Annotated in this window: 13 protein-coding genes and 1 tRNA gene; 3 read left to right on the forward strand and 11 right to left on the reverse strand. The window is 30.9% G+C overall.

The window, feature by feature from the left end; genetic code table 11:
- Position 1: 1 nt before the first annotated feature.
- The 3 genes from panB to JL105_RS08180 all read right to left on the reverse strand — a co-directional run bounded on the left by panB (position 2) and on the right by JL105_RS08180 (position 2,280).
- Positions 2 to 832 (reverse strand): 3-methyl-2-oxobutanoate hydroxymethyltransferase, encoded by an 831-nt coding sequence (gene panB, locus JL105_RS08170; protein WP_132028068.1) that lies wholly within the window; start codon positions 830 to 832, stop codon positions 2 to 4.
- The gene (locus tag JL105_RS08175) at positions 807 to 1,667 is read right to left on the reverse strand and encodes a Rossmann-like and DUF2520 domain-containing protein (protein ID WP_132028070.1); all 861 of its coding nucleotides are present in this window, start codon (positions 1,665 to 1,667) and stop codon (positions 807 to 809) included. The genes panB and JL105_RS08175 overlap by 26 nt, the downstream gene beginning before the upstream one ends.
- A gap of 145 nt (positions 1,668 to 1,812) precedes the next feature.
- Positions 1,813 to 2,280, reverse strand: coding sequence for a COG2426 family protein (locus tag JL105_RS08180; RefSeq protein WP_132028072.1), 468 nt, complete (start codon positions 2,278 to 2,280; stop codon positions 1,813 to 1,815).
- 306 nt (positions 2,281 to 2,586) lie between these two features.
- Between JL105_RS08180 and JL105_RS08185 the strand changes: the two genes are divergently transcribed.
- The 3 genes from JL105_RS08185 (at position 2,587) to JL105_RS08195 (ending at position 6,385) form a co-directional block, all read left to right on the forward strand.
- Positions 2,587 to 2,663 (forward strand) — tRNA-Pro (locus JL105_RS08185).
- 156 nt (positions 2,664 to 2,819) lie between these two features.
- The gene (locus JL105_RS08190; RefSeq protein WP_132028074.1) at positions 2,820 to 3,530 is read left to right on the forward strand and encodes a tRNA lysidine(34) synthetase; all 711 of its coding nucleotides are present in this window, start codon (positions 2,820 to 2,822) and stop codon (positions 3,528 to 3,530) included.
- A 20-nt stretch (positions 3,531 to 3,550) separates the two neighbouring features.
- The gene (locus JL105_RS08195) at positions 3,551 to 6,385 is read left to right on the forward strand and encodes a phosphodiester glycosidase family protein (protein ID WP_158280021.1); all 2,835 of its coding nucleotides are present in this window, start codon (positions 3,551 to 3,553) and stop codon (positions 6,383 to 6,385) included.
- Between the two features lie 93 nt (positions 6,386 to 6,478).
- Here JL105_RS08195 and JL105_RS08200 read toward each other — a convergent pair whose 3' ends face one another.
- The 8 genes from JL105_RS08200 to spoIID all read right to left on the reverse strand — a co-directional run bounded on the left by JL105_RS08200 (position 6,479) and on the right by spoIID (position 13,166).
- Positions 6,479 to 7,330 carry a transglycosylase SLT domain-containing protein gene (locus JL105_RS08200; RefSeq protein WP_132028078.1) on the reverse strand — a complete coding sequence of 284 codons (852 nt, stop codon included), beginning with the start codon at positions 7,328 to 7,330 and terminating at the stop codon, positions 6,479 to 6,481.
- A gap of 12 nt (positions 7,331 to 7,342) precedes the next feature.
- Positions 7,343 to 7,669 carry a rod-binding protein gene (locus JL105_RS08205; protein WP_132028080.1) on the reverse strand — a complete coding sequence of 109 codons (327 nt, stop codon included), beginning with the start codon at positions 7,667 to 7,669 and terminating at the stop codon, positions 7,343 to 7,345.
- A gap of 12 nt (positions 7,670 to 7,681) precedes the next feature.
- A complete protein-coding gene (gene flgG, locus JL105_RS08210) occupies positions 7,682 to 8,476 on the reverse strand; it encodes a flagellar basal-body rod protein FlgG (protein ID WP_132028082.1) in 795 nt (264 codons plus the stop codon).
- 20 nt (positions 8,477 to 8,496) lie between these two features.
- Positions 8,497 to 9,558 (reverse strand): flagellar hook-basal body protein, encoded by a 1,062-nt coding sequence (locus tag JL105_RS08215; protein ID WP_132028084.1) that lies wholly within the window; start codon positions 9,556 to 9,558, stop codon positions 8,497 to 8,499.
- Positions 9,559 to 9,620: 62 nt separating this feature from the next.
- Positions 9,621 to 10,652: a rod shape-determining protein gene (gene mreB / locus JL105_RS08220; protein ID WP_132028086.1), complete on the reverse strand. Its 1,032-nt coding sequence runs from the start codon at positions 10,650 to 10,652 to the stop codon at positions 9,621 to 9,623.
- Positions 10,653 to 10,828: 176 nt separating this feature from the next.
- Positions 10,829 to 11,083 (reverse strand): sporulation transcriptional regulator SpoIIID, encoded by a 255-nt coding sequence (gene spoIIID, locus JL105_RS08225; RefSeq protein ID WP_132028088.1) that lies wholly within the window; start codon positions 11,081 to 11,083, stop codon positions 10,829 to 10,831.
- Positions 11,084 to 11,174: 91 nt separating this feature from the next.
- Positions 11,175 to 11,966, reverse strand: coding sequence for a M23 family metallopeptidase (locus JL105_RS08230; RefSeq protein WP_132028090.1), 792 nt, complete (start codon positions 11,964 to 11,966; stop codon positions 11,175 to 11,177).
- A 114-nt stretch (positions 11,967 to 12,080) separates the two neighbouring features.
- The gene (gene spoIID, locus JL105_RS08235; RefSeq protein WP_132028092.1) at positions 12,081 to 13,166 is read right to left on the reverse strand and encodes a stage II sporulation protein D; all 1,086 of its coding nucleotides are present in this window, start codon (positions 13,164 to 13,166) and stop codon (positions 12,081 to 12,083) included.
- Positions 13,167 to 13,317: the final 151 nt, after the last annotated feature.

Here is a 13,317-nt window from a genome sequence, read left to right on the forward strand (position 1 = left end):
CTTATTTATTCAATTTATCTAATATTTGTTCATCTATATTAAAGCTGTGTTTTTCTTCTGGAAAAGCACCTGTTTTTATATCCTTTATATAATTATTAATTGCTTCATTTATATCTTCTTTTAAATTTTTATATTGTTTTACGAATTTAGGTGTAAAATCCGAATACATCCCTAACATATCATTTATAACCAATATTTGACCATCACAGTATTTTCCAGCACCAATTCCAATTGTAGGAATTGATACACTTTCTGTAATTATTTTTGAAACTTTTTCAGGTATGCATTCTAATACTATTGCAAAAACCCCTGCTTCTTCCAAACATTTAGCATCATCTATTAAGTTTTGAATTTGCTCTATAGTTTTCCCTTGAACCTTAAATCCACCAAACATATTTATAGATTGAGGTGTCAAACCAATATGCCCCATTACAGGTATTTGTGCTTTAACTATTCCTTCTACTTTATCTATTACATCCCGTCCTCCTTCTAGTTTAACAGCATGGGCATTTCCTTCCTTTATAAGCCTTCCAGCATTCCTAATACTTTCTTCTATACTTATGTGATAGGATAAAAATGGCATATCTGCAACAACTAAAGCATTATTTGCTCCTCTGCTTACTGCTTTTGTATGATGAATCATATCATCTATAGTTACAGCAAGGGTGTTTTCATACCCAAGAGTTACCATCCCTAAAGAATCTCCAACTAATATACCATCTATTCCTCCTTCATCAACTATTTTTGCCATGGAATAATCATATGCAGTTACCATAGATAATTTTTCATTATTAATTTTAGCCTCCTTAAAAGTGGCTACAGTTTTTTTCATTATGATCACCTCGTAATATTTTATTTAACTCATTTATAGTATCTTCCGATAAATTAGATTTATCTTTAGCTATATCTAAAGCTATATTCCCCAATTTTCTATAAATGTCATTATATTTATCTAAATAACTTAAATGCTCTCTAACAGTATTTATATCCCCTCGTATTATTGGACCTGTTAATGCGTTATCTATTCCCATTTCCTTGATATTATTTAATGTACTTTCCATTAAAGGATATATACCTTTTACACATTGACTTTTATTTAATCCACAATCTAAAAGGAGATTTTCTGCAATTTTAGCCAAAGAAACTAAATAATTAGAAATAAACACTGCTGAAGCATGATAAATAGGTTTCTTTTCTTTGTCAATTATAAAATAGTCTATATTAGCTTTTTCAAGAAAATTCTTTATTTTTTCAATATTTTCACCTTCAACTGAAAAAATAACATCCTTTAAATCTGATGAATTTTTATCTGCAAAAGAATACAATGGATGAAGAGAATAGCAATTTGCTCCCTTGTCTTTATAACCTTTAAATACATCAGAGGATAAGCACCCACTCATATGGAATATAAATTTGTCTTTTAAATCATAATTAAATATTTTTTCCCATACATTGCTTATCTCATCATCAGGTGTAGTTATAAAAATATAGTTGGATTGATTCACTAACTCATCTAAATTAAGAGGTGAACTTTTAGTTAGAACTGCAGCATAAGAAGCTGACGATTTACTCAGGCTATAATAGCCAACAATAGGTAAATCTTGCTGTTTGAGGTAGTGTCCGAAGGAACAGCCAACCTTTCCGGCACCTATAAAGCCTATATTCATTTTTTTCACTCCTTATAATATAGTCTCATTCCCAAAGGATATGAGCTGTATAAATAATAACATAAAAAAGTAAAAAGAAGCAATAGAAAATTATAAATAATTATTTATAATAGCATCTTTAGAAAAATACTCATTAACTATCTTATTACCCTAAAATTCCATAGCTTATAGTTGAGACTATTATTCCAGCAGTAAATACCCCAGATAAAATTGAAATTAATGCTTTCTTAAAATCTAGCCTTAACAAAGAAGCAGCTATACAACCTGTCCATGCACCAGTAGTAGGTATGGGAATAGCTACTAATATAAAAAGACCTACTAAGCTATATTTTTTAATGGTTTTTCTAGTTTTATTCATAGTTCTACTTTTGACCCAACTGATAAATTTAGAAAACAGAGTAGTATTTTCTAGATAATTCATCACTGGATTTAATATTTTAAGTAGTATGGGTACTATCATCATATTACCCAATATACTAATTACAGTACTATGTATAGGACTTAATCCTAAAGATATCCCCAAAGGAATAGCTCCTCGAAGTTCAGATAGAGGCATAGCTGCTACAATTAATACAATTAATTCTGTTTTTATTTCCTCTAGCAATTCCCACATAACAATATCTCCTTTTTATTATATTTAAATTTTTTAATTTATTTTTATTTCATTCTATCATTTATGTATAAAATTCTCTAGTTTATTTATTATATCATTTTTTACAAACATATTCAATTTCCATACTACATTATACATTATGGGACAAAAGAACTGTCCCACAAAGATGTTTCAATTAGAAAAAATGCGATTTATGAAGTGTTTTAAAGAAAAACTAAATATATTGTTATTTTTGATTATTTTTGATTGTTTTTCATATGTTGCATTTATGATGATTTTACTCTATACTATAATAGTCAGTGGCTACGGGGTGTAGCGCAGTTTGGTAGCGCACGTGGTTTGGGACCATGGGGCCGGGGGTTCAAATCCCTCCACCCCGACCATCATAAAAAAGAAGGATTGAATTCAATCCTTCTTTTTTTATATCTAATATTGTCAATGTATTGTAATACTACTGTAACAATATTGATATATTGAAACTATATAATTATATCATGAGCCTATATATAAATAGCTCTTCTTGTAGAAAGGTGGATATTGTGAAAAGAATATTAAGTCTTACTAGGCGATGTATTCAAGATTTTAATATGATTGATGATGGCGATAAAATAGGGGTTGGAGTATCTGGAGGTAAGGATAGTTTAGTTTTATTAAAAGCGTTAAAATTATATCAAAACTTCAGTCCAAAAAAATTTGAATTAGAAGCTTTTACAGTAGATTTAGGATTTGATAATTTTGATGTAAAAACTATTGATAATTATTGTAAATCCATAAATGTACCTTTTAATTTAAAAAGGACTCATATAAAGAATATAGTTTTTGATATTCGCAAAGAAAAAAACCCCTGTTCCTTATGTGCTAAAATGAGAAGAGGAGCCCTCCACAATGCTTTAAAAGAGAAAGGTTTCAATAAGTTGGCTTTAGGTCATCATGCTGATGATGCTATAGAAACTCTCTTTTTAAGTATGTTTTATGAGGGAAGATTAAAAACTCTCCCCCCTAAAACTTTTTTAACACGAAAAGAAATATATGTTATAAGACCTTTTTTGTACTTAGATGAAAAAGATATAAAGGGAATTGTAAACAAATATAAAATTCCTATAGTAAAAAACCCTTGCCCTGTAGACAAAAAAACTAAAAGAGAGGAAATTCACAATATACTAATGGACATCTACAAGAAAATACCTGGTGCAAGGGATAATATTTTAACAGCTCTCAAAAACAAAGATGAACTTAGTTTATGGTTTTAAATTTAGAAGAGGTGATGATTATGAACAAACATTTTAAAAAATCTATTGTATTTTTACTACTCTTATGTACTATTATTTCTTTAGCTACACCATCTATCACTGCAGATGCAGCTAAGATGCCCTATGTAATTCATGAAACAGTAGAATCTCAATATTTAGGATCAGGAATTAAATACGAAAATATAAAAAAGTTTACTTCTAAAGGATGGTGGAATATAAATGTAGTTAGAGTGGATCTTACAGATGAATATGCTGAAGTAAAAGGTCTTATGAATGATAAGGGATTATCTAATACCACTACTGTTTCCAATATGGTAAATCAAAAAAAGGCAGTAGCAGGGGTCAATGGAGATTTCTTCAATTTTAGCCCTATGCCTCATCCAATGGGAACCTTTATAGAAGATGGAGAAGTAATATCATCTCCTATTGAATTAGCTTATGCACTTCCTACTTTTTATATAGACAAGGATAAAAAAGCAGATATTACCTTTTTCGATAGGAGAATGAGTTTAACTAATGTAAATACAGGAAAAAATGTACTTATAAATTTAATCAATAAAGCTGCTGATATGAAAATGGTTACTTTATTAAATAAACACTGGGGATATAAATCTTTTGGTAATAGATATAATAAGGATACTGTAGAACTAGTAGTAATAGATGATATAATTAAAGAAATAAGAATTGGACAACCTCCTATTGATATACCGAAAGATGGATACATAATCACAGTAAGTGGAGATAGGAAAGAACCTTTACTTGAAAATTTCAATGTAGGAGATGAGGTTAAATTAGACATCAAAACTACTCCAAATTTAGAAAATATTAAATTTGCCATTGGAGGAGGCAGTATAATCCTTAAAGATGGAAAAATAACTAATTCAAATATAAATATAAAAGGGGATCATCCTAGGACAGGCATAGGTATTACAGAGGATGGAAAAGAACTTTTAATTGCCACTATAGATGGTAGACATACTTTATTCAAAGGAGTAAGTCAAGAAATATTTGCACAAATTTTAAAAGATTTAGGTGCATATAATGCAATCAATTTAGACGGTGGTGGCTCCACTACAATGGCAGTAAAACCTATAGATGAACAGGTTGCTAAGGTAGTAAATAAACCTTCTGATGGAGCAGAACGTCGAGTACCTAATGGTGTAGGAGTATTCTCCAATGCACCTAAAGGAGAGCTTAGTTATATTAAAGTGGTAACTGATGATGATAAGATGTTTTTAAATACCTCTAGAAGATTTTCTATAAAGGGTTATGATCAGTATCACAATCCAATTGAAGTAAATCAAGCTGAAGCTCAATATAGCTTTGAAGGAATAGAAGGAGAAATGGAAGGAAATGTCCTAAAAGCAAGATCTAAAGGAAAGGCTACAGTTACTGCTAATTACAATGGATTAACTGCTAGTATAGATATAAAAGTGTTAGATGAAGTAAAATCATTTACTCCAAGCATAGATAAATTTAATATAACAACAAATAGCCAAAGAAACTTAGGAAGTTTGTCTGGCATAGATAAAAATGGATTTAAAGCTAAAATATATCCAGAAGATGTAGAATGGACTGTAACCAATGATATTGGCTATGTAAAAAATGGTGTGTTTTATAGTGGAGAAAAATTAGGCTCAGGTGCCGTAACTGGAAGAATTGGTCAAGGAGTAAACAATATATTAATTTCCGTTGGTGGTAGTGGGGTATCAGTAGAAGGTTTCGAGGATGCAAACAACTTTAAATTTAGCTCTTACCCTGAATATGTAAGCGGAAGTGTAGGAATAAGTCCCGAAGCTAAACAAGGAAATAATAGTGCAGTCATAAAATATGACTTCTCTCAAGGTGATGGAACTAGAGCAGCATATCTAGATTTAACACCAGCTGGCAATAAGGGATTAACCCTTAATGGTGAACCTATCAGACTAGGTCTTTGGGTTAAAGGAGATGGACAAGGTAGTTGGCTCAGAGGAATTGTGAAGGATGCAAATAATAAGGAATATTATATAGACTTTGCAAAAACATTGGATTCCACTGATTGGCAATATGTAGAAGCAAATATTCCTAATGTAAAATATCCTATTACGCTAGATAAAATATATGTGGTAGAAACAAATCCAGATAAAAAACATTCTGGTGAAGTATTAATAGATGGTCTTACAGCTATATATCCGCCAAAATATGATAGCAGTAATTTACCAAAGCCTACTAGCTTTAGTGATGATAGAAATACAAAAAGCGAAAAAACTCCAGAAGGATTTTCAATTATGGTGGCTAAATCTCAACCTGATATAGATAAAGTAGCTGGATTTAACGCTAGTAACACTATTAGAAATAGAGCTAATAATCATGATGTAAATATATTCATGGGAGGAGCTAGTACAGAATTTATAAAAAGTATACAATCTAAATTAGTATTAAATACAGGTATAAATTATACAAAAAGAGATTATCGAAATGTATTATTTATAGATGCCAACAGTTCCAAAGGAAGTATAAGGCTTACAAATCCAGATCAATGGATATGGCTTAAAAATGATTTAGCCACCACTGACAAGGATCATATAGTATTAATACTTAACACTCCTATATTTGGACAAAATGGCTTTAAAGATCCATTAGAAGCTCAACTACTTCATGATATACTAGTGGAAACAGGAGAAACTGGAAAAAGTATATGGGTTGTTCATGGTGGCAATGGTACCAATGTTAAAGTGGAAGATGGCATTAGATATATAGAATACAACAACAAGCCTAGTAATAATCCTAATGAAGTAAAAAATATGAAAGCAATAGAATTTGTAGTAAACGGTAAGGATATGACTTATCAAGTAAATCCAATGTTTGGAAAATAAATTATATCATTAATTCCTTAATATACTAAAATAATTGAAAAAAGTATGAAAAACCTTCCTTTAGCTGTTAACAGCTGAAGGAAGGTTTGCTTTTTAAGAATCATTTACTTTAGATATCCAATTTCCATAAACCCAACCAATATCTTTTTTCCCATCTACCTGAACCTTGTAAAAATAAAATCCATTATTTAAATTAGGTCCTTCTATTATAGTCATAGTAGAATCTTTTTTTACCCTTCCAATTTCTTTTCCATACGGTTTATCCAATAAGGATAAAAAGTTTTTACCATCTACTACTACCTTATCTTCTGGGCTATATTTTAATATATCTCCTTCATGATACACTTTAGGTGTGGGAATTTTTTTACCCTTTTTAGGTACTCCTTTTTTGGGTAAATATTTTCTATCAATAGGTGTAATCTTCTGCCCAAATTCCTTTAATGCTACTCTATATATCTTATCTTGATAAGTTTTGTTATAGTTTGCATTAGGATTGTTTCTATCCAATAGCCCATTATATGCCCATAGGGCAAAATACCAATGTTCCAATATGTTAGGATCCATATTACCTATTTGAGGCATATTTTTATTTGCATATTCCCATTTGTCTAGCAAATGATCTGCTCCTGATTCAATATTATATAATGGATCATTTCTTAGTTTAGTTGAATTATACTTCTTATTTTTTCCATTTACCTGCATTATACCAATATGTCCACCTCTGCTAACTTTTGGTCTTCCTCTTCTGTCAAATTGTTCAAGGGAAGATTCTACACTTGCTATTGATTTAAGTATAACACTAGGTATGCCTCTTTTAATTGCCACTTCTTCTATTAAAGATTCCACTTCTTTTCTAGATAAATTGTTCTTAGCACATAACCCTACATTTATAAAACTAAACAGGATTAGAAATACTAATAGAAAAGAAGCAGCTTTTTTACTCATTATACTAACCTCCTACCAACTTACATAACCTTGTTTAAACTGTTGATATAACATTTCTTGTATACCTAATCCACCATCTCTTTTAGATATCTCTTTGGATATCTCTTCAATATACATATCTTCAAATATTTCACTGCCAAGGCTCTTTTCTATCAAACCTCCTTCTGGAATTGTTTTTTTCATTTGCTTAAAGATCATAGACAAAAATATTGCTTCAAAATCTTTACAAACTTTTTTTAAAGCTTCATCATCTTTTTTACTGTCTATTCTTTCCATTTTAGTATGTAATATGTTAGGCTCTTCCAAATCTCCTATTGAAATGTTATTAAATATTTCCATTTAAATCCCTTCCTATCTCTTCAAATTGTTAATAAGCTGAAGCATTTCATCAGATGTTTGTATAGCTTTAGAATTTATTTCATAAGCTCTTTGAGCTGTAATCATCTTTACCATTTCATCCACTACTTGAACATTAGAAGCTTCTAAATAGCCTTGCACTATTCTACCTTGCATTTCATCAGGCTCTATGGGTATTTCCTCGCCAGAAGATGGAGTAACACTATATAAGTTTAGTCCTTCACTTTGAAGTCCTTCTGGATTTACAAATTTAAATAAACCAATTCTTCCTAAATCCACTGTCTCCCCATATTCATCCACTGCTGTAATATATCCCAATTCATCAACAGATATATCCATTAATCCTGAATCTATAGTTATCTCATCTCCATCCTCTGATAATACTATATAACCTTCAGAGTTTACAAGTGTTCCTTCGTCACCTTCTACGCTTAGTTTAAAACTTCCATCTCTAGTAAATCTAGTATCTCCATTTGGTAATTGTACCATAAAAAAGCCTTCCCCATCTATAGCTAAATCTAAAGTACCATTAGTTTCAATAAAACTGCCATTTCTAAAATCCTTTTTAGTAGCTGCAGGCATAACCCCATGTCCCACTTCTAAATTTACTGGTCTACCTTCTTCATCTACTATGTTATTCCTCTTTAAATTGGTATAGAACAGATCCTTAAATTCAGCCCTTGATGTTTTATAAGATGTGGTATTTACATTAGATAAATTGTTAGCAATCACATCTATATTTAATTGTTGGGCTCTCATCCCTGTAGCAGCAGTCCATAGTGCTCTCATAGTAACCCCTCCTTATACTTTTATACTCTTCCTATTTCATTAGAAACTTTCTCCAGCATCTCATCTTGGGCTCTAACAGCCCTCTGTGAAGCTTCAAAATCCCTTAAAAGAGTAATCATCTCCACCATCTCACTTATGGCATTTACATTGGAACCTTCTAAAAATCCTTGCAACACTTGCCCTTCAAAGGGCTCTTCTTCTGCTGGTATCTCTTCTCCATTTCTATCTAAAGCCATCCTATATAAATTATCGCCTATTTTTCTTAAAAATTCTTTATTGCCTATATTTACTACATTTATAGTACCTACTTCATCACCATCTACTCTAACTACTCCATTGCCATCTATTTCTACATCTTCTCCATCAATTTCTATTGGACCATTAGTCCCTATGACTATTTCCCCTTTTAATGTAGACAAATATCCATCTTCATTTACAATAAAGGAACCATCTCTAGTATAATAGGTTGTCCCATCTTCTCCTTGAACTTGAAAAAACCCATCTCCTAATAAAGCTAAATCAAAAGTTCCTCCTGTTTCTATTAATTCTCCAGGAGAATAATCAGTAACTATTCTTTTAAAATTAACTCCTGCATTCATAGTTCCTATAACATGGGAAGGGGGAAAATATACTATCTGTTCAAGTAATGCTTCCAAATTTCCAGTTCCTTGAACACGGTTTCCTGTCCTATCAATTATGTAATTTTCGTAATCAGTTTTATATTCTCCTCTATCGTCCCTATAGTATGTTTTTAAGTATCCATCATCATCTATTGTAAATTGAATTTCTTTAACATAGCTCTTTTCTCCATATGGTGTTCTAACTACAAAATATCCTTTTTGAGTTCTAGCTCTATGCACATCTCCATCTTGTTCATAATCTATTTCATTTTCGCCTATTCCTCTTATTTTAGGTCTTTTATCATTTATCCTGGATAATAATTTTTCTGGGAAAGTTTCCATCAAAGATATATCTTTTTTATATCCTGTAGTATTTACATTAGCTAAATTATTAGCTAAAACATCTAATCTCTTTTGATTAGCAACTAAAGATGTAGCACTAATATAGAGTCCTCGATTCATTAAAATCTCCTTCCTAAGTTAATATTTGTTCATTTATAATTATCGTCAAAAAAATATAAACTTTAATAGTTATTTGTACCTATAGAATCAGAATTTACTAAATCATTTTCCATTAAATCCACCCAATCTAAAGCTTTTCCTGTACCTATAGCTACAGCACTTATAGGATCATCTGCAATATTTACTTCAATTTTTGTTTTAGAGGTAATTAATTTATCCATACCATGTAACAATGCTCCTCCTCCAGTCATAAGTATACCTTTATTCCCTATATCTGCTGCTAATTCTGGAGGAGTTCTTTCTAATACAAAGTGAATAGTTTCAACTATTTGATATAGGGGCTCTTCCATAGCTTCCAATAATTCATCTGAAGATACAGTTATAGTCTTTGGTAAACCTGTTAATAAATTTCTTCCCCTTACTTCCATAAATACATCCTTTTCTCTAGGAAATGCTGTACCTATATTGATTTTTAAATCCTCTGCTGTTCTTTCCCCTATCATCACATTATGTTTTTTTCTTATGTAGCGAATTATTGCTTCATCACAATCATCTCCTGCTATTTTTATGGAACGAGAAATCACTATACCTCCTAAAGATATTACAGCTACATCTGTAGTACCTCCACCTATATCTACAATCATATTCCCATTCGGTTCTGTTATATCTACTCCTGCACCAATAGCAGCAGCAATAGGCTCTTCTATTAGAAAAGTTTTACTTGCTCCTGCATGGATACTAGCTTCCAATACTGCTCTTTTTTCCACTTCAGTTACTCCACTAGGCACGCATATTATAACTCTTGGTTTAAAAATAGATTTACCTACCGCCTTATTTATAAAATATTTCAACATCCTTTCAGTTATTTGATAATCAGATATTACTCCATCTTTCATAGGTCTTAAAGCTATTATATTTCCCGGAGTTCGCCCCAACATTTTTCGTGCTTCTTCACCCACTGCTAAAAATTTACCACTAGCTTGATCTATAGCAACTACAGAGGGTTCATTCAAAACTATACCTTTATTTTTTGCATAGACTAATATACTTGCTGTTCCTAAATCTATGCCTAAATCAGTCCTAAAAAAAGCCATATTTGTTTCCCCCTTTTTATCATCTACTACATAGTAATAGTATATCATAATATATTCTATATAATTAATATATCATAACATATAAATATTTCTACAAAAATCCAAAATATCCTTCTTAAGTATATAAAATTTTCAAAAAATAAAAGGTCCCTAAGGGGTATACCCTTAAGAACCTATTACTCGCTTGCAGCCTTATATTTTAATTTAGTTGCTTTACCACCTCTAATATGTCTCTCAGCTTTATTTTGTTCTAAAACCTGCTTTACCATAGAGGCTATAAGAGGGTTTATCTTTGGGAGCCTTTCAGTAACATCCTTGTGAACAGTGCTTTTAGATACACCAAATACACTTGCTGCTTGACGAACAGTAGCCTTTTCGCTTATTATGTACTTTGCAATTTCTAGTGCCCTTTCTTCTATATAATCCTTCACTTATAATTAACCCCCTTTAAACTTAATTTTGGGTTTTTTAATCTTTTATAAATACTTATGCACATTGACTTTCTATTAGAACAAATATATGCTATTGAAATTGGCTAAATACTGGTAACACTTCCATTGGATCTATGTTTATACCATTTTCTATAACTTCAAAATGTAAATGAGGTTCCATCATCATCTCAATAGCAGCTGTATTTCCCACTTTTGATATTGGTTCTCCTTTAGCAATTTTCTGCCCTTTTACTACCATATCCTTCGTAGCTAAATTTGCATATTTAGTCATAAGCCCTTCTCCATGATCCATTATTATTACTATTCCCCAAAGTTTATCTTCATATACCTCCATTATGGTACCAGATAAAGCTGCTTTAACTTCTGCACCTTCTTCAGCTAATATATCTATGCCTTTATGACTGGTCCATTTTTCTAATGTTTCAGAATAAATTAGGTTGTCAGTAGTAAATATAGTACTTATTTTTCCATCTACTGGGGGTGTCATAAGCATATCCTCTAAAGGTTCTTTTTCCTCTATTACAAGTTTTAGTTCTTCTTCTTGTTGCTCTTGTTGCTCTTGTTGCTCTTGTTGCTCTTGTTGTTCTTCTTCATTTTCTTCTTCTTTTTCCTCTTCTCTTTCCCCTAAAGTTTCTGTATATCTTCTTTTTAAATATTCCTCAGGGATAAACTCCTCCATATGGGTGCTTTCCATAGAAGGTTCTTTTTTTTCTTCATCTACTATAGTGAATTCTTCTTTATGTGATATATTTTCTTTTTTATCTTTATTTTCTTTATTAATCCTAGCTGCTATTACAACTAAAATACCTATACAAATAAATAAAATAATATGAAATCCATTTTTCTCCATAAACTTTTTCATTTCTCCACCTCCACTAACTATTATTTCCACATATATCTATTTAATACATTTTACATAAAAAAATCCTGGGTTTATAACCAGGACTAAAATAAGTGGAAAAGATTCACTATCACACTAATTTTTATTTTCAGTTTTGTTTTCTCCTTTGTGTAATGTAAATTGCCCAATTTCCACTCCTGTATAAAAATGTTTTAATATTTCTTCATAATTACTGCCTTTTTTAGCCATTCCATTGGCTCCCCATTGGCTCATACCTACTCCATGACCATATCCAATGGTTTCTATTTCCACTATATTTGTCTTAGGATTATATGTTATGGTAAAATTGGTTGAATTTAATTCAAACAAATCTCTTATTTCTCGTCCATTTACTACTGTACCGTCTATGGCTATTTTTTTTATCCTACCTGATTTAGTCTTTTCTACTAATTTTATTTTTTCTCCTAAGTTCTCTTTGGTAATATTAGAACCCGGATATTTCATTAGAAGCTTTTTTATAAATTCATCTCCTGTTAAAGTTACTATTGTTTTAAATTTAGGTGCTTCTTCTTCAAAGGGGCTCGGTACAGGTTTTAAATAAGGTCTGTCTATTTGGAATACATCCAAAGCATCCTCTGTCATTCCTCCACTTGTTGAATGATATAATGGTTCTATTAGATCTCCATCATAGTATAATACTTGCCCTTCTGTGGATTTTACTGCTTCTTCTATTTTAGGCCAATATTTTTTTTCCCAATCCTTAGGGTGCATTGATTTTAATTCCTCAAAAGTCAAATATGCCTGGCAATGGATACCAGTACAAATTGGAGCCTCTATATGATCAGGGTGCCCATCAGGGAAATTTAAACTTCTATGTAAAGCATAAGTTCTGCTAGCAACAGCTTGAGCTTTTAATGCTTCTATATGAAATTCTGCTGGCATCTCTGCTGCTACTACTCCTTTTACATATTCCTCTAAATTCATAGTATGAACTTTATTATTTCTAGTATCATATACTTTTATATTTCCATCTAATAATATTTCCTCAATCTCTCCTTTTGTCCACTTTTGTTGCTCCTTTTTTATTTCCTTTTCAAATTCATTAGAATCCATATTGATTTTATCTTCTATAGGTACAAATTTAAAGGTTTTAACTATGGCAGTTGGAAGAATTATGGTAACAATTAAAAATATTACAGTATATATACCAAATTTTTTCATCGTTTCCCCCTTCCTTAACTTAAGTATAAAATATAATATGCCTGGAAGAGTAAAATTATAACAAAAAAAGCGCATACGCGCTTTTTTAACTAAATAGACTAATTTAAAATTTATAAGGCATCAAATTAAAATTAAATATTATGTATTAATG

Origin of the sequence: Keratinibaculum paraultunense, assembly GCF_016767175.1 — a bacterium.
Taxonomy (GTDB): Bacteria; Bacillota; Clostridia; order Tissierellales; family Tepidimicrobiaceae; genus Keratinibaculum; species Keratinibaculum paraultunense.

What these genes read in the sequence shown, in the direction of transcription:
- panB (WP_132028068.1), bottom strand. Translation starts at nt 832, where the DNA reads ATGAAAAAAACTGTAGCCACTTTTAAGGAGGCTAAAATTAATAATGAA.
- JL105_RS08175 (WP_132028070.1), bottom strand. Translation starts at nt 1,667, where the DNA reads ATGAATATAGGCTTTATAGGTGCCGGAAAGGTTGGCTGTTCCTTCGGA.
- JL105_RS08180 (WP_132028072.1), bottom strand. Translation starts at nt 2,280, where the DNA reads ATGTGGGAATTGCTAGAGGAAATAAAAACAGAATTAATTGTATTAATT.
- JL105_RS08195 (WP_158280021.1), top strand. Translation starts at nt 3,551, where the DNA reads ATGAACAAACATTTTAAAAAATCTATTGTATTTTTACTACTCTTATGT.
- JL105_RS08200 (WP_132028078.1), bottom strand. Translation starts at nt 7,330, where the DNA reads ATGAGTAAAAAAGCTGCTTCTTTTCTATTAGTATTTCTAATCCTGTTT.
- JL105_RS08205 (WP_132028080.1), bottom strand. Translation starts at nt 7,669, where the DNA reads ATGGAAATATTTAATAACATTTCAATAGGAGATTTGGAAGAGCCTAAC.
- flgG (WP_132028082.1), bottom strand. Translation starts at nt 8,476, where the DNA reads ATGAGAGCACTATGGACTGCTGCTACAGGGATGAGAGCCCAACAATTA.
- JL105_RS08215 (WP_132028084.1), bottom strand. Translation starts at nt 9,558, where the DNA reads ATGAATCGAGGACTCTATATTAGTGCTACATCTTTAGTTGCTAATCAA.
- mreB (WP_132028086.1), bottom strand. Translation starts at nt 10,652, where the DNA reads ATGGCTTTTTTTAGGACTGATTTAGGCATAGATTTAGGAACAGCAAGT.
- JL105_RS08230 (WP_132028090.1), bottom strand. Translation starts at nt 11,966, where the DNA reads ATGAAAAAGTTTATGGAGAAAAATGGATTTCATATTATTTTATTTATT.
- spoIID (WP_132028092.1), bottom strand. Translation starts at nt 13,166, where the DNA reads ATGAAAAAATTTGGTATATATACTGTAATATTTTTAATTGTTACCATA.